12 protein-coding genes, 1 tRNA gene and 2 pseudogenes are annotated in these 15,640 nt (G+C 58.7%); 11 read left to right on the plus strand and 4 right to left on the minus strand.

Translation table 11 applies throughout. From position 1 onward, the window contains the following. The first annotated feature begins 6 nt into the window (after positions 1-6). Positions 7-2,013 carry a DNA helicase Rep gene (gene rep / locus DHB74_RS05950; protein ID WP_074779765.1) on the plus strand — a complete coding sequence of 669 codons (2,007 nt, stop codon included), beginning with the start codon at positions 7-9 and terminating at the stop codon, positions 2,011-2,013. A 156-nt stretch (positions 2,014-2,169) separates the two neighbouring features. On the opposite strand, the gene DHB74_RS05955 is transcribed toward rep, so the two are convergent. Further along, positions 2,170-2,490, minus strand: coding sequence for a c-type cytochrome (locus DHB74_RS05955; RefSeq protein ID WP_499161036.1), 321 nt, complete (start codon positions 2,488-2,490; stop codon positions 2,170-2,172). A gap of 330 nt (positions 2,491-2,820) precedes the next feature. On the opposite strand from DHB74_RS05955, the gene DHB74_RS05960 reads away from it, so the two are divergent. Continuing rightward, positions 2,821-2,897, plus strand: a tRNA-Arg gene (locus DHB74_RS05960). 236 nt (positions 2,898-3,133) lie between these two features. Here DHB74_RS05960 and DHB74_RS05965 read toward each other — a convergent pair. Together DHB74_RS05965 and DHB74_RS05970 are read right to left on the minus strand one after the other, a co-directional pair. Beyond that, positions 3,134-3,604, minus strand: a pseudogene (locus tag DHB74_RS05965) (OprD family outer membrane porin); the annotation flags it as partial. A gap of 73 nt (positions 3,605-3,677) precedes the next feature. Next, positions 3,678-5,189, minus strand: coding sequence for an SLC13 family permease (locus DHB74_RS05970; RefSeq protein ID WP_499160990.1), 1,512 nt, complete (start codon positions 5,187-5,189; stop codon positions 3,678-3,680). 240 nt (positions 5,190-5,429) lie between these two features. Here DHB74_RS05970 and DHB74_RS05975 point away from each other — a divergent pair, with 240 nt between their 5' ends. The 5 genes from DHB74_RS05975 (at position 5,430) to DHB74_RS05995 (ending at position 10,389) form a co-directional block, all read left to right on the plus strand. Further along, entirely contained in the window at positions 5,430-6,344 is a 915-nt protein-coding gene (locus tag DHB74_RS05975; RefSeq protein ID WP_499160991.1) for a LysR substrate-binding domain-containing protein, read from the plus strand. Between the two features lie 100 nt (positions 6,345-6,444). Then, on the plus strand, positions 6,445-7,326 hold the full coding sequence (locus DHB74_RS05980; RefSeq protein WP_499160992.1) for an alpha/beta fold hydrolase: 882 nt from the start codon (positions 6,445-6,447) through the stop codon (positions 7,324-7,326). Positions 7,327-7,606: 280 nt separating this feature from the next. After that, the gene (gene leuC / locus DHB74_RS05985) at positions 7,607-9,028 is read left to right on the plus strand and encodes a 3-isopropylmalate dehydratase large subunit (RefSeq protein ID WP_499160993.1); all 1,422 of its coding nucleotides are present in this window, start codon (positions 7,607-7,609) and stop codon (positions 9,026-9,028) included. Between the two features lies 1 nt (position 9,029). Further along, positions 9,030-9,638: a 3-isopropylmalate dehydratase small subunit gene (gene leuD / locus DHB74_RS05990; RefSeq protein ID WP_499160994.1), complete on the plus strand. Its 609-nt coding sequence runs from the start codon at positions 9,030-9,032 to the stop codon at positions 9,636-9,638. Positions 9,639-9,693: 55 nt separating this feature from the next. Beyond that, complete coding sequence (locus DHB74_RS05995) at positions 9,694-10,389, plus strand: RraA family protein (RefSeq protein WP_499160995.1); 696 nt, start codon at positions 9,694-9,696, stop codon at positions 10,387-10,389. Between the two features lie 63 nt (positions 10,390-10,452). On the opposite strand, the pseudogene DHB74_RS06000 reads toward DHB74_RS05995, so the two are convergent. Next, positions 10,453-11,040, minus strand: a pseudogene (locus DHB74_RS06000) (LysR substrate-binding domain-containing protein); the annotation flags it as partial. Positions 11,041-11,310: 270 nt separating this feature from the next. Between DHB74_RS06000 and DHB74_RS06005 the strand changes: the two are divergent. From DHB74_RS06005 to DHB74_RS06020, 4 genes are all read left to right on the plus strand, one after another. Continuing rightward, positions 11,311-13,359 (plus strand): TonB-dependent receptor, encoded by a 2,049-nt coding sequence (locus DHB74_RS06005; protein ID WP_499160996.1) that lies wholly within the window; start codon positions 11,311-11,313, stop codon positions 13,357-13,359. A gap of 70 nt (positions 13,360-13,429) precedes the next feature. Further along, positions 13,430-13,705 carry a phosphoethanolamine transferase CptA gene (locus DHB74_RS06010; protein WP_235833865.1) on the plus strand — a complete coding sequence of 92 codons (276 nt, stop codon included), beginning with the start codon at positions 13,430-13,432 and terminating at the stop codon, positions 13,703-13,705. A 1-nt stretch (position 13,706) separates the two neighbouring features. Beyond that, entirely contained in the window at positions 13,707-15,278 is a 1,572-nt protein-coding gene (locus DHB74_RS06015; protein ID WP_499160997.1) for a PepSY-associated TM helix domain-containing protein, read from the plus strand. After that, entirely contained in the window at positions 15,266-15,577 is a 312-nt protein-coding gene (locus tag DHB74_RS06020) for a DUF3325 family protein (RefSeq protein ID WP_499160998.1), read from the plus strand. Before DHB74_RS06015 ends, DHB74_RS06020 begins: the two co-directional genes overlap by 13 nt. The last annotated feature ends 63 nt before the right edge of the window (positions 15,578-15,640 follow it).

Raw genomic sequence — 15,640 nt, forward strand, 5'->3', positions numbered from 1 at the left:
GTCAATGTGTCGCAACTCAATCCCCGTCAACAGGAAGCAGTCCACTATATCGGTGGCCCCATGCTCGTGCTGGCCGGCGCCGGAAGCGGCAAGACCAGCGTGATTACCCGCAAGATCGCTTACCTGATCAAGGAATGTGGCCTGCGCGCGCAGAATATCGTCGCGGTCACCTTTACCAACAAGGCCGCCCGGGAAATGAAGGAACGCGTCGGCTCACTGCTGCGCGGCGCCGAGGGGCGGGGCCTGACGGTATCGACCTTTCATAACCTTGGCCTGAACATCATTCGCAAGGAACACAAGCGCCTGGGCTACAAGCCCGGCTTTTCGATCTTCGACCAGAATGATGCCCAGGCGCTGATCAATGACCTGATGCACAAGGACTACGGCGCGGACGACGGCGTCGAGGGCATCCAGGCGCAGATCTCCGCCTGGAAGAATGACCTGATCACCCCCGAAGAAGCGCTGGAGCATGCCAAGACGCCCCAACAGCAGACCGCTGCCAGCGTCTACATGCACTACAACCGCACGCTGAAAGCCTACAACGCGGTCGACTTTGACGATCTGATCCTGATCCCGGTATTGCTGTTTCGCGACCACCCTGACGTGCTGGAAAAGTGGCAGTTTCGCATCCGCTACATGCTGGTTGACGAGTATCAGGACACCAACGCCAGCCAGTACCTGCTGGTGAAGATGCTGGTGGGCAGCCAGGCGCGCTTCACCGTGGTGGGGGATGATGACCAGTCGATCTACGCCTGGCGCGGCGCTCGCCCGGAAAACCTCGCCCAGCTGAAAGAGGATTTCCCGGCGCTGAAGGTCGTCATGCTGGAGCAGAACTACCGCTCCACCAGCCGCATCCTCAAGGCCGCCAACACCCTGATTGCCAATAACCCGCATGTGTTCGAGAAACAACTGTGGAGCGAGCTGGGCTATGGCGATCCGATCCGGGTGATCCGCTGCCGCAACGAAGACGCCGAGGCCGAACGGGTGGCCACTGATATCCAGAATCTGCATCTCAAGCAGCGGATTCCATGGAAGGACATTGCCATCCTCTACCGGGGCAACCACCAGTCCCGGCTGATCGAACTCAAGCTGCAGCACCATCAGATTCCCTATCACCTGTCGGGTGGTACCAGTTTCTTCAGCCGCCAGGAGGTCAAGGACGTGATGTCCTACTTCCGCCTGCTGGTCAACCCGGATGACGACAACGCCCTGCTGCGGGTGATCAACGTACCACGCCGGGAAATCGGCCCGGCGACCCTGGAAAAGCTCGGCACCTACGCCAACCAGCGCGAGATCAGCCTGTTCGCCGCCTGCACCGAAATGGGCCTGGCCGAGCATATGGAACCGCGTTACTGCGAACGCCTGCAGCGCTTCGGCCACTGGCTGGAAAAGGTCCGCCAGCAGTGCGCCCAGAACGAGCCCATTGCTGCCCTGCGTAGCATGGTGATGGATCTGGACTATGAGAACTGGATACGGCAGAACTGCTCCAGCGACGAGATCGCCGCCAAACGTATGGGCAACGTCTGGTTCTTGCTGGACTCGCTGAAAACCACCATGGACCGTGATGAAACCGGCGAAACCACCTTCGAGGATGCCATCGCCAAACTGGTGCTGCGCGACATGCTCGAACGCCAGGAAGAGGAAGAGGACGCCGACCGCGTGCAGCTCATGACCATGCACGCCTCCAAGGGCCTGGAATACCCGCACGTCTATGTGCTCGGCATGGAAGAAGAGATCCTCCCGCACCGCTCCAGCATCGAAGCCGACAGCGTGGACGAAGAGCGCCGGCTGGCCTACGTGGCCATCACCCGCGCCAAGCGCAACCTGACCTTCACCTTCGCCGCCCGCCGCCGTCAGTTCGGCGAAATCATCGACTGCCTGCCCAGCCGCTTTCTCGATGAGCTACCGCCAGATGATCTGGAATGGGAAGGCACCGAGGACGTCCCGGTGGAAAAGAAACAGGCCCGTGGCAATACCGCCCTGGCGGACATCCGCAGCATGCTCGGGCGCTAATTGGTTTAGCAGATTGCTTCTTGTGGGAGCGGCCTTGGCCGCGAAGCTTTTCCATCAGCCCTCACCCATTCGCAGGCAAGCCCCGGCCCCATAATCCAGCCGCCAGAAACAGAAAAACCACCGCAATGGGTGGTTTTTCTCAAAGCACAGCTCGACTCAGTTGAGGGACAGAATCCACTCAGCCAGCGCAGCGGCTTCTTCATCATTGACCGCATTCGGCGGCATCGGAATCGGACCCCAGTTACCGCTGGAACCGTTCTTGATGCTGGCGATGATATGGTCCGCATCACCCGCGTACTTGGCCGCCACTTCCTTGAGCGCTGGGCCTACTACCTTGTTGTCGACGCTGTGGCACGCAACACAGGCCTTGGCACTGAACAGCGCCTCACCCTGAGAACCACCACCGGCAGCCGCATCGCCACCGGCCGCAGCAGCAGGTGCAGCGGCGACTTCGTCCGCGCACTCATCACCGGTCACGCACACAGTACCGTAAGGCTTGATGCGCTCAGCAATGGCCTCGTCGGTGGCCGCAAAAGAGTTGCCGGCAACCAGGGCAAGCATGGCGGCGGACGCAGCCAGATATTTTTTCAAGATCGTCACTTATACATCCTCATCATGGCTATAGGTATGAGCCCAAGTACAGTGCCCGGACAATTGCGCGAGTATACCGGTAAACCCATAAGCAGCAAAACAGCAACCGCGTGCAGCGACAAGCCGCCGCACCTGGGCGGGGCTCGGCGACACGGCCGGTATTGTACCGAAACCATGGACGAATGCCTTATCTATGCGTATCATGGCCGCGCTTACGCACCCGTAGCTCAGCTGGATAGAGTACTGCCCTCCGAAGGCAGGGGTCACAGGTTCGAATCCTGTCGGGTGCGCCATTTCCCTCTAAAATCAACGACGCACCACGCTATCAGTTGCATTCTTTGTGCCCGAATCGGTGGGCACAGAAAACAATACTCACTTTTCTGCTTAAAACCTCTCCGTGACACCCGCCCTTCAGCGCAAAAAAACCTGAAAAATGCCGTGTGCCCAAAATGTGCCCAAAACGAGGCGCTGGCAATCACACAGCCGCAGTGTGTGGCAGCTGGCGAGATAACGGGATGGCTTCGCGGAATTACAGTAGCGTCCGGGAATCACAGGTTGATAACCGGACGCTTACACTTGAGTTGCGCCCGCGCACGTTTAGATTCTTTAGTACGCCACTCTGAATTACATATGCCAATTCAGTTTCCCGCCCCCATTCCTTCCCCTTGGTCATGGACCCAGTGTGCACGTTGCTGCCACTAGTGTAGCGATTCATCATAACTAGTCCGATGATGCCTACGCCGGCAAAGTTGTAGTCGTGACGTACCTGCCAGGAGCGCTCCCCAGCGTTGTCGTAGCTGGAGTTGAAGTTAAAGTTAGCGAGAGTGCTGCCGCTGGTGCCGTTAACCCGCATCCAGCTTGTGTCGCCGCTGACCTTCTGCAGACCGACATAGAAGGTATGCTTGCCGGTCTTGGCCGAGACCGGCCCAGAGTAGGTCTTGTTGTCCAGCTCGCCGACCATGGCGCTGCCGTCTTCGTCGCCGACGAAGTAACCGAGGTTTGTTCAAATTCTGAATTCTCACTAGGGCAGCCTGAGCCTTGTAATGAGTGCTCCAGCGACATGGACTCAAGGGTTAACCCAACACCGTTCCGATCAGGAAATAACTGACAAGGGTGACAATCACCAAACCGGCAAGGTTGAGCATGAAACCCGCACAGACCATCGACTTGATGCGCATATGGCCGGAACCAAAGACAATCGCGTTTGGTGGCGTGGCCACAGGCAACATAAATGCGCAGCTGGCGGCTATTGCGGCAGGCACCACAAGCAGTTCCACTGGAAAGCCCTGGGAAATGGCCAGAGCCCCCAGAAGTGGCAGGAAGGCAGCTACGGTCGCGGTGTTGGAGGTGATCTCAGTGAGGAAGATGATCACTAGGGCTACCACTCCGAGCATGAGCAGTATCGGCAATGTGCCAAAAGTACCCAGGCCTTGAGCTATCCACTCAGCCAAACCAGTGGTCCGAATAACCTCCGCAAGGGACAAGCCGCCGCCGAACAGCAGTAGCACGCCCCAAGGAAGTTTAGCGGTGTAGTCCCAGCTCATAAGGAAACCCCGTCTTTTCGCATCTGCCGGGATAATAAAGAGAGAGATGGCCGCGGCGAGCGCAATGGTGGTGTCATTCACGCCTGGAAAGTAGACCGCAATCAGTGGTTGAAATATCCATGAGAGCGCAGTCAAAACGAAGACCAATCCGACCAACTTCTCGCCTTTGGAGAGCGGACCAAGATCAGCGAGCTCTTGATTAAGCAGGACTTCACTGCCATGTCCAGATAGATTGAAGCCTTTGCGAGTCAGCCACCACCAAGTAAACGCCAGCAGCAGAATGGATACCGGAAGTCCAATCAGCATCCACTGTCCAAAGCCGATATGAATGTTGTAGTTGTCTTGAAGAAAGGCTGCCAGCAAGGCGTTCGGTGGTGTGCCTATCAGAGTGGCTATGCCCCCGATGCTGGCTGCATAGGCAATACCCAAAAGCAGTGCTGTGGCAAAGCGCTCACGCTCTACCTTGCTCTCACTGTCGCCCCGGCTAAGCATGCCTATGACTGATAGGCCAATGGGCAGCATCATAATTGTGGTAGCGGTATTGCTTACCCACATGCTGAGGAACGCAGTAGCGAGCATGAACCCAGCCACCTGATGGGTCGGGCGACTACCAACGGCCAACAACGTGTGCAACGCGATGCGTTTGTGCAGGTTCCAGCGCTCCATAGCCAAGCCCAGGAGAAAACCACCGAGAAACAAGAAAATTATCGGATTGGCATATTGACTGGTGGCATTGCCCAGGGTGTCGATACCTAACGCAGGAACCAAAAGGATTGGTAGCAGCGAAGTGATGGGGATTGGAATGGCCTCGGTAGACCACCAGGTGGCCATCAAGAGTGCTATCCCCACGACGGCCCAGGCAGTGACCGACATACCGGATGGTGGGTCACTCAACAGGCATACCAACAGCAAGAGTGGGCCTAGGAAAAAGCCTATCTTAGCAGCGGTGTTATTGGAGGCTTCTGGCTCATGACCGGCAACTATCGAGTTTGGCACGGCGTTGGCCGGCGATAAACGCTCTTCTTTAAGTGGCTTGTTCATAGGCCACCTTCACTCTTGCGGATTACTTCATTCAGGCAGTCAGCTTGCGGGGACAACAGTTGACTAACTACTGAAGATAGAATTGGAAGGATTACAAATGCGCGGAGAATGTGCATAGCATTATTCCTCTGTTTATTTTTGTGTGAGGACTCGGTGGCGTTGCTCGCTTCGCTATAAAGGTCAGCTGCTAGCATGCTATCTTCCACTTCGCGTGTGTAAAATAAGCTAAGTATGGGGTCTATGAACACGATTCGTGATCAACTGCCATTGCCTGAGGATTTGCGGGTGTTCCTCACGGTAATCCGCAAGCAGAGCTTTGCCGGAGCTGCGGATGAGCTAGGAGTATCACCTGCCTATGTCAGCAAACGCATCCAGATTCTCGAGCGGGTGCTCAATGCCAAGCTGCTGCACCGCACCACCCGCCGGCTTGCCCTGACCGATGATGGCGAGCGGGCGCAGCGTTGGGCGGTGCGCATCCTCGGCGATCTGGACGACTTCTTCAATGAACTCTCGCAGGCACGACAGACGCCCCGCGGACTGGTCCATATCTGCAGTAGCTTCGGTTTTGGGCGAAACCACGTGGCACCGGCCATCTCGATACTTGCCGGGCGCTTTCCTGAACTCGAGGTGCGGCTGGACGTTTTCGACCGTGTTGTCGACATCATCGGGGAGGGTTTCGATCTGGAGATTCGGGTTGGAGATGACCTCCCTGGCCAACACATCAGCAAGCGGTTGGTGGCCAACAAAAGAGTGTTGTGTGCAAGTCCCGACTACCTCGCTCGCAGAGGTGCGCCGACGAGCCTCGAGGATTTGCAGCGTCACGATTGCCTCGTGCTGAAGGAGCGCAACAATGCGTTCGGCATATGGCACCTGCAGGCCGACGGCAAGTCGCACTCGGTACGAGTCAGCGGCTCCTTGTCATCGAACAGTGGTGAAATCGTTCTGCAATGGGCACTGAGTGGCCAAGGAATACTGCTCCGTTCGATGTGGGACGTTAAGCCGCTGCTTGAGGAGGGCAAGTTGGTACATCTGCTAGCCGACTACAGTGAGAGCGCAAACGTTTGGGCCGTATATCCCACACGACTTGCCAATTCGGCAAAGCTCCGAGTATGCGTCGAATTTCTTGCCGAGCATTTCAGACAGCTTTCGCTCTGAGCGTTCAACACGGTTCGTGAACGCGCAAACCACGTTGCCCGCCTTGTGATAACTCCCTGCAGGTCTAACATGTCGGCAACCATGACGAAGAGGTAAGGATATGTTTACTAGCTTCACGAAGGGCGAAAAACAAGTTAACGGGGTGCGCATTGCTTACCGTAAAGGCGGCACTGGCCCTGCCCTGTTGCTACTGCACGGCCACCCACAAACCCATGTGATATGGCACAAGATTGCAGAGCAACTGGCCCAGCACTTCACCGTAGTGGCAGCCGATTTGCGCGGGTATGGCGACAGCAGCAAGCCGGCTTCCGATGCTAATCATGAGGCATATTCCAAGCGCGAAATGGCACGCGACATGTTGCAGTTGATGCAGTCGCTAGGATTTGGAGCCTTCGATATCCTTGGGCATGACCGTGGTGCTCGTGTTGCTCATCGGCTGGCAGCCGACCATGGCTCGGCGGTAGGTCGGCTCATCCTTCTCGACGTCGCTCCAACACTGGCAATGTATGCGCAAACCAACGAGGCGTTCGCCCGTGCCTATTGGCATTGGTTCTTTCTCATACGTCCTGCGCCGCTTCCGGAAACCCTGATCGAGGCTGACCCTGAACTCTATCTGAAGAGCGTGATGGGCGCGCGTAGCGCGGGCCTTGCACCCTTCACCGACGAAGCGTTCGCCGAGTACCTCCGCTGTCTGAGTTTGCCGGGAACGGCACGCGCCTTCTGCGACGATTACCGAGCGAGCGCAACGATCGACTTGGAACATGATCGGCAGGATCTGGACGCTGGGCGTTTGTTAGAAACGCCGATACTTGCCTTGTGGGGGGCGCAAGGTGTGGTAGGCCGCTGTTTCGACCCGTTACGCGAATGGCAGCAGGTCGCTCGAAACGTGCAAGGCAAGTCGCTGCCCTCAGGGCACTACATACCCGAAGAAGCGCCAGGGCTTTTGTTCGACGAGGTCATGACGTTTCTCGAACGGACTTGATCAAACCCGAAGGACTTTCGGCACTTCTACGCTGGTACGAGCGTTTGGCAAGCCAGCTCGAGGTCTTCTGGCGGACAAGTACGGAATTGAGGTCACAACCGCTGATCACCTGAAATTCTCGACGCACTAACACCTGTGGATTGCGATTCGATTAGCCACGATTCGTGATTCATTGGTGTTTGAGGCTCGGCTTTGTCCACACTATTTCTTCTATCTCCTGGCCGCAAGCGTTCTCATATAGCTGTTTTGAAACCGGGAAAATGACTAAAGCGAGAGAGCCATGGCTCATCCCAGAACCCTTTACGACAAATACATTGACTCCCATACGATCTGCGAACTCGACGACCAAGGCCATGTGCTGCTCTACATCGACCGGCAGGTCGCCAACGAGTACACCAGCCCGCAGGCATTCAGTGGTCTGCGCGAAGCCAAGAGAAAAGTGTGGCGTCCCTCGGCCACGCTTTGTGTCGTTGATCACGTCAACCCGACTGCCCCGCAACGTGTCGCCGCCATGCCGGATGCTGGCGGTGCGCTGCAAGTGTCGTACTTCGAAGAAAACTGCCGCGACTTCGGTATCGAGCTGTTCGACGTGCTGGACAAGCGCCAAGGTATCGAACACGTGGTCGCGCCCGAGCAGGGCTTCATTCTGCCCGGCATGATGGTGGCGGCAGGTGATAGCCACACGACGACCTACGGTGCCCTGGGGGCGTTCGGCTTCGGTATCGGCACATCCGAGATCGAACACCTGCTGGCTACCCAGACGCTGGTCTACAAACGTTTGAAAACCATGCGCGTGAGCGTTCAGGGCGAGATGGGGCCGGACGTCACCTCGAAAGACATCATCATGGCGCTGATCCAGCGAATCGGTGCTTCTGGAGCAACGGGATACGCCATCGAATTCGCCGGCAGCACCATCGAGTCGCTCAGCGTCGAAGCCCGCATGACCATTTGCAACATGGCGGTAGAGGCTGGCGCACGCGGCGCGTTCATTGCGCCGGATGAGAAGGTCTACGCCTACCTCAAGGACAAGCCTCGCGTACCCAAGGGCGCGCTGTGGGAGCAGGCTCTGGAAAAGTGGAAGGGGCTCTACAGCGATCCTGGCGCGCAGTTCGACAAGGAAGTGGAGCTCGACGCCAGCGAGCTGATCCCCATGGTGACTTGGGGCACCAGCCCCGATCAGGCCGCGCCCATCGGCGCCTGTGTACCTGACCCTGCGGAGGAGCCCGATGCGATTCGCCGTATGGATTTACAGCGTGCCCTGCGTTACATGGGCCTAGAGCCCGGAACGCCATTGACTGAAATCGCCATCAGCCACGCCTTCATCGGCTCCTGTACAAATGCCCGCATCGAAGACCTGCGCGACGCAGCGCGGGTGGTGCAAGGACGCAAGGTTGCGGCAAACGTGCGCGCGATGATCGTGCCCGGCTCGACGCAGGTTCGTGACCAGGCGGAAGCTGAAGGCCTGGCGCAAATCTTCCAGGAAGCAGGCTTCGAATGGCGCCAGTCCGGTTGCTCCATGTGTCTGGCAATGAACGATGACGTGCTATCGACCGGTGACCGTTGCGCCTCGAGCACCAACCGCAACTTCGAAGGACGCCAGGGGGCAGGTGCACGTACGCACCTGATGAGCCCGGCCATGGTCGCGGCTGCTGCCGTCAGTGGCCGTCTGACCGATGTTCGTACCCTGTCGCTGGAGGCCTGAGATGCAGCCATTCACTACTGTCAGCGGTGTAGCCGCTCCGTTTCTTGCAGCCAACGTCGACACCGACGTGATCATGCCCAAGCAATTTCTCAAGGGTATCGATCGCAACGGTCTGGATCGTGGCGTGTTCTTCGATCTGCGTTTTTTGCAGGACGGCAGCCCCAATCCGGAATTCGTGCTCAACCAGGCGCCCTGGAATCAATCCAGCTTTCTGGTCGTTGGGCCGAACTTCGGCTGTGGCTCGAGCCGTGAGCACGCTGTCTGGGGGCTCAAGCAACTGGGTATTCGCGCCATCATAGGCACCAGCTTTGCTGGTATCTTCTTCGACAATTGCCAGCGAAACGGCGTCTTGCTCATTCAACTGAGCGAGGCCGAGCTGCAGGTGCTAGGCGCGATGGTCGCCGAACAGCAAAACGCCGCCATTGAAGTCGACCTGGTCGAGCAAGCTATCCGCTTGGCGGACGGGCGCAGCATCGCGTTCAGTATCGACACATTGCGTAAGGACGCGCTCATGTGTGGCCTGGACGCCATCGGCAGCACGTTGCAGCGCACCGAACAGATCAAGGCATTCGAAGCTCGACACCTACATGCCAACCCCTGGCTCGCCTGAACTTTCTGACTGGAAATCGGCCAGGCTCTTTCGGGCCTGGCCTGGAGAAATATCGATGCTCGAAGTAGCGCAAAATCAGCAGTGGCCTGCCGGCTATATGATCAACCCTCGCGCAGCCGAACTGGACGCGCACTGGTTCGAGGCCTTTCGTGGTATGCCAAGCGCCATCCTCAGTGATTGCCTGGGGCGCAATGTCGGAGGCCTTGGCCTTAAGCCCTATCACGGCACCCGACACCTTTGCGGTCAGGCGCTCACGGTCAGGGTTAGGCCCGGTGACAATTTGATGATCCTCAAAGCCATTCAACTGGCGCAGCCGGGGGACGTGCTGGTCATTGACGGCAGCGCGGATCTGACGCGTGCGGTCGTCGGCGGCATCATGCGGGCGATGGCGATCAAGACGGGTATTGCCGGCATCGTCGTCAACGGCGCCATACGCGACCGCGACGAGTGGCTTGAGGGTGATCTGCCAGTATTTGCGCTGGGTTGTGTGCACCGGGGGCCAAGCACCGATGGTGGCGGAGAGATCAATGTGCCGGTCTCCTGCGCGGGGTTGGTGGTCAATCCGGGAGACCTGGTGATTGGCGATGCTGACGGGGTCGTATCGGTTTCAGCAGTCGAATTACCCGCCCTGCATGCACGATGCAGTGAGCTGTTGGACAGAGAGGCGGGCATCATGCGAGCCATCGAAGAAGGGACGCTCGATCCTGCACGTTTCGATGCCCTGCTGCGCAGCAAGGGATGCCCGCTCTAGCTCCCACTAGGTAAGTCAGCGGCCAGCCTGAGTGGTCCTGACCTCAGCATTTGCTGGGACGGCCTATAAGGAAATGACGCAGAAATATTCGGTCAGAAACTCGACACACACCCTCAGCTTAGCCGGGTGGGGTAAACAGCCCCCACGTTGGCGCTCTGACTGTATTCAGGCAATACCTGCACCAACGCGCCGCGCTCCAGTAGCGGTTTGACATCCCAGAGGGAGCACAGAAGGATGCCGCGGTCATTGAGGCCCACTGCAGCACGATTTCTCCGTTATTGGATGAGAATGGTCCACTGATTCTGACGCTTTGTTGCTTGCCGCCACGATCCAGATTCCACACGCCGAACACGTTGTTGCGCTCCTTGAGCACGAGACAACCGTAGCGTGGCAGGTCTTCCAGTCTGCTGGGCACGACGCGATCGAACACATCGAGACGAATCTCCATTTCGTGATAACGCTCTGCCAGCAATGAGATGGCCGGAGCCACATGGTAGCGGCCAAAACCGAACGAGTTGCTGATGTGCAACAAGCCTCGCAGGCTCTGTCTGGCTTGAGAGAGTTCGTCGAACAGATCGTCCAGATCGTCGAGAATCCGCACCGCCCAGCACTGAGCACATTCCCGTCTTCGGTCAGCGAGATACGTCGGGTAACGTATTGAACCGTGGAGAGGGCAAGCCGCAGCAGATCATCTATCGCCGACTCCATACTCATATCCCCCAATGCCATGTAGCGACCCCAAGAAAATACCTCAAATGATAATGACACTCGTTATCCGCCGATATATATTGCGCACCCACATGATAATAAGTATCAACAACATTGGAGAGCGCCTACGTGTTTCGCAACCCCTGCCTATACCTGTCCATTTCGCTCGCTAGCCTTTCCCTGCCAGCCGCAGCCGCGACGCCCCAGGAAACAGTGGAGCTCAAAGCCGTCACCGTCAGTGCCACACGTGGTGGAACCGAAGCAGGAAAGACGCCGCAAAAAATCACGGTGATCAGTCGTGAGCAGATCGAGCAACAGCTGGCTATCACCTCTGATCACGGGGCTGTGCTGAGTAACCTGATCCCCTCCTACTCGCCGAGCCGACAGAAAATGTCCAGCGCGGGCGAAAGTTTTCGCGGGCGTTCGGCGCTGATTCTTATTGATGGCGTACCACAGTCGACACCACTTCGTGACAGTCAGCGCGACGGCTACGTTATCGACTTATCGATGGTCGAGCGCATCGAGGTGATCCACGGTGCCAGCGCTGAGCACGGTCTGGGCGCCACGGGCGGCATCATCAATTACGTCACCCGCCGCCCAACCGGTGGCGCCTTGCGTCAGCATGCGGGCATCAGCCTCACCGCACCGGGCGACTACGAGTCCGAAGGGCTGGGTTACAAGCTCGATTACCGCGTCGAGGGCACCCAGGGCAGCTTTGATTATCTCGCCTCCGCAAGCTGGAATACCCAGGGCATGTTCTACGATGCCAACGGCGATCTCATCGGTGTCGATGATACCCAGGGCGATGTGATGGACTCCACGGCCCAGGACGTGCTGCTCAAACTAGGTTACTGGCTGGACGACAACCAGAACATCAACCTGATGATCAACCACTATCAGGTCGAAGGCGAGCATGACTACGTCAACGTTCCGGGCGATGCCAACGCAGGTATTCCAGCCACCTCGCGCAAGGGTGATCCGCAGGGCAAAGCGCCGCAGAATGAGGTGCTGGCTAGCAGCCTGTCGTACAAGCATGCTGATCTGTACGGCAACGAGTTGGGGCTGCAGTTGTACAGCCAACGCTTTCGTGGGCGCTTTGGTGGCGGTATCAATGCTGCCTTCCAAGATTCCAGCATCGCACCGGTCGGTACCCTGTTCGACCAGTCACAGAACGAATCGGACAAGTACGGCGCCAAGCTCACCTTGAGTCGCGATGGCTTGTTCGACAACCATCTGAAGCTCGTCGGCGGTCTCGACATTCTGCAGGACACCACCAGCCAACAATTGATCCTGACGGACCGCGAGTGGGTGCCGGAGACAGTGTTCCGCAACTACGCGCCTTTTCTGCAGGCGGAAATCCGCGCGCTCGACCAATTGACCCTGTTTGCCGGTGTGCGTCACGAGTTCGCCGATCTTGAGGTGGACAGTTTTCATACCATTGCCTCCACTAGCCAGCCACCGGGTGGTGTTGCCGTCGAAGGGGGGAATCCTTCCTTTGAAGAAACGCTCTACAACATCGGCGCCGTCTGGCAGGTGAGCAGTTGGGCACAGCTTTTCACCAACTATTCAGAGGGCTTTGGCATGCCGGATGTCGGTCGCGTATTGCGCGGCATTGGTACGCCAGGCACACGAGTCGACGGCTTCCTTGATCTGCAGCCGGTCGTGACAGAGAACAAGGAGGTTGGCCTGCGCCTGAATCATGGCCCGTTCGATGCCGAGATCAGCTACTACGAATCCGACGCCGACCTCGGCTCGCGTCTGGACAGTGTTGGCGGCGTCTACCAGGTTCGCCGCGAGCGCACGGAGATCGATGGTATCGAGTTCACTGGCGGCTGGCAGGTCAACGATGCGCATCGCCTGAAACTCAGCTATGCCCAGGTCAACGGTCGCTCCGACACCAACGGCGACGGCAAAGTCGATACCGACCTCAATGGCGCCAACATCTCGCCGGATCGCTACGGCATCAGCTGGCAGGCCAATTGGACTGACAAACTGCACAGCCTGCTGCAAGCCAACCACTACGCCAGCCGCGACTTCGACCAGCCGGAGCTGGAGTTTGACGGCTACACCTTGGTGGACGCGTCGATTGGCTACCGTACACCGGTTGGCGATGTCAGCCTCGGCGTGGAGAACCTGCTCAACCGCGACTACCTCACCTATTACTCCCAGGCTGCCAATACTGGTTCAGACCAGACCCGCAACGGCCGCGTGTTCAATGGACGCGGACGTACCCTGACCCTTGGTTATCAGGTCAGTTTCTGAAGTGAGTAGCAGATCGCCAATCACGGCATCCCGGCGCCCCGCCTCCCCGCGTGACCTTCGGCGTGGCAGCTTGCTGCTGCGCCTGTTGGCGGCCATTGGGGGTAGCTATGCCTGTACGGCCTCGCTGGCTTCGTTGAGCAGTGTGCTCGCGGTGATGCTATCCGACCTGGCACGCAGCGAAGCCGTATACCTGACTGCCATGCTCAGCCTGCTCGTTTATCCCGCCTTGCTGCTGTGGAGTGTCAGTGAACCACGACTGTGGCGTGTCTGGGCGATCCTCTTGAGCGGCACCTTCGGCGGCATGCTGCTGCAGGACCTGTTAACCATGACGCAGCTGGGAGATTGATATGGCGCCAGGTACAGGCTTTCGCCGGTCCATGAGTTGGCTGCACGGCTGGGCAGGCGTGTTGCTCGGTGGGGTACTCATGGCGATCTTCTGGACCGGCTCGCTTTCGCTGTTTGACCGCGAGATCGATCGCTGGATGCTGCCGGCCACGCGCTTACCGGCACCACCCATCGAACTGTCGCTCGATCACCTGCTGGTGGAACATGCAAAACAGTTGGCTGCCGCCTCACCGCTCTGGTCCATCCGTCTGCCCGACGCACGCGCGCCTACCCTGCAGCTGTCTTACCAGCTCCCCGGGCAGGACCGAGTTACCCGGCACATTGATCCGCACTCCGGCCAATTGCTCGCCGATGAAGGGAGCTGGGCTGGCACCGGTTTTATTTTCCCGTTCCACTTCAGCCTGCATGTGCCCTGGCTCAACATCGGCTACTGGCTGGTGGGTGCAGCCGGTATGGGTATGCTGGTGTTGCTGGTATCCGGTGTCGTCGCACACCGCAAGCTGCTCGCCGAGTTCTTCACTTTTCGCCCCCGCAAACGCCTCCAACGCGGCCTGCTTGACCTGCATAACCTCACCGGCGTGATGGTGCTGCCGTTCCATTTCCTTATCAGCCTGTCGGGGCTGGCGATCTTCTGCCTGATCTACTTTCCCAACATCGCCGATGGTCTCTATGCCGAAGACCGGGCGCAGCTACAACTGGAAGCCCTTGGTGGCTACACACGGCCGGCCAGCGGGTCTGCGGCGCCGATGGCCTCGCTGGATGCAATGCTGCACAGCGCCGAACGTATCTGGTCTGGTGCCGACAGACCGGGCAACGCCTACCTGATCCGCATCTGGAACCCCGGTGATCGCCATGCCTATGTGGAAGTGCGCCGCGGGTTTGCTGACGAAGTCACCATGAACGTGGACCGCCTGACATTCGACGCCAACACTGGCGCACTTCTGCATCAACACTGGACGACGCCCATCGTTGGGGTGCAACGATTCCTGACGGGTTTGCACTTCATACAGTTCGATCACTGGACGCTGCGCTGGCTATATTTCGCCGGAGGGCTGAGTGGCTGCCTGCTGATCGGCACCGGGCTATTGTTCTGGACCGGCGCTCGCCGCGCACGGCATGCACGTCAGGGACGGATCAGTGCGCGCCTGGTCGAGGCCACCGCGGTTGCTGGCTGCACCGGCCTGGTCATCGCTACGCTCGCCTTCTTCATCGCCAACCGGGTCTTGCCCGTGGCTGCCGCCGCACCGGGTCAGCGTGCGGCACTTGAAGCCTGGGCATTCTTCCTCGCCTGGGCGCTGACGCTGGCTCATGCAGTCTTGCGCCCTGCCGGATCATGGCGCGAACAGTTACTGACCGCCGCCGGCATGGCGCTGCTCGCCGTAGCGTTGAACTGGCTGACTACAGGCGCGCACCTTGGGCATAGTCTGCGCACAGGCCTGCATGCAGTCGCCGGCATGGACCTGATGCTGCTGGTGCTGACCGGCGTGTGTCTGATCAGCGCAAAGCGCATCAGACTCGCGCAGCTCAAACAGGCGACACATCAGGATGACCGAGTGCCGCAATGCCTGAGCTGATCCCCACCTTCCTGGCTTTTGCCCTCGCCTACCTGGCCTTCGCCCAGCTTGCACTCAGCCAGCCGCAGCATCTGAAGACCATTGCCCCCGACGCCCGCCCTCCCGGTAAATGCCGGGGACGCAAATCAGTCGCCACGCTGTTGTTGCTGATCAGCCTGGTACTGCTGCTTCGCACCGAAGGTGCGGCCTTCGGCACACTTATTTGGGTACAGCTGCTGAGTGCGGCCGGCTTCTGCGTAGCCCAGACGCTGGCCTGGAGGCCCGCCTGGTTGCGCTGGCTGGTAGCAGCTCGATGCTGAAAACCGCTGCGCCCGCCTCAGCAAGGATTTCTGAAGGGACACGCCTGCGACCATAGGCTAGTA

Origin of the sequence: Pseudomonas sp. G11-1, from assembly GCF_024031555.1 — a bacterium.
GTDB classification, from domain to species: domain Bacteria; phylum Pseudomonadota; class Gammaproteobacteria; order Pseudomonadales; family Pseudomonadaceae; genus Halopseudomonas; species Halopseudomonas bauzanensis.

Coding starts and splice junctions, on each gene's coding strand:
- DHB74_RS05975 (WP_499160991.1), top strand. CDS start 5,430: ATGAACACGATTCGTGATCAACTGCCATTGCCTGAGGATTTGCGGGTG.
- DHB74_RS05980 (WP_499160992.1), top strand. CDS start 6,445: ATGTTTACTAGCTTCACGAAGGGCGAAAAACAAGTTAACGGGGTGCGC.
- DHB74_RS05970 (WP_499160990.1), bottom strand. CDS start 5,189: ATGAACAAGCCACTTAAAGAAGAGCGTTTATCGCCGGCCAACGCCGTG.
- DHB74_RS06015 (WP_499160997.1), top strand. CDS start 13,707: ATGGCGCCAGGTACAGGCTTTCGCCGGTCCATGAGTTGGCTGCACGGC.
- DHB74_RS05995 (WP_499160995.1), top strand. CDS start 9,694: ATGCTCGAAGTAGCGCAAAATCAGCAGTGGCCTGCCGGCTATATGATC.
- DHB74_RS06020 (WP_499160998.1), top strand. CDS start 15,266: ATGCCTGAGCTGATCCCCACCTTCCTGGCTTTTGCCCTCGCCTACCTG.
- leuD (WP_499160994.1), top strand. CDS start 9,030: ATGCAGCCATTCACTACTGTCAGCGGTGTAGCCGCTCCGTTTCTTGCA.
- leuC (WP_499160993.1), top strand. CDS start 7,607: ATGGCTCATCCCAGAACCCTTTACGACAAATACATTGACTCCCATACG.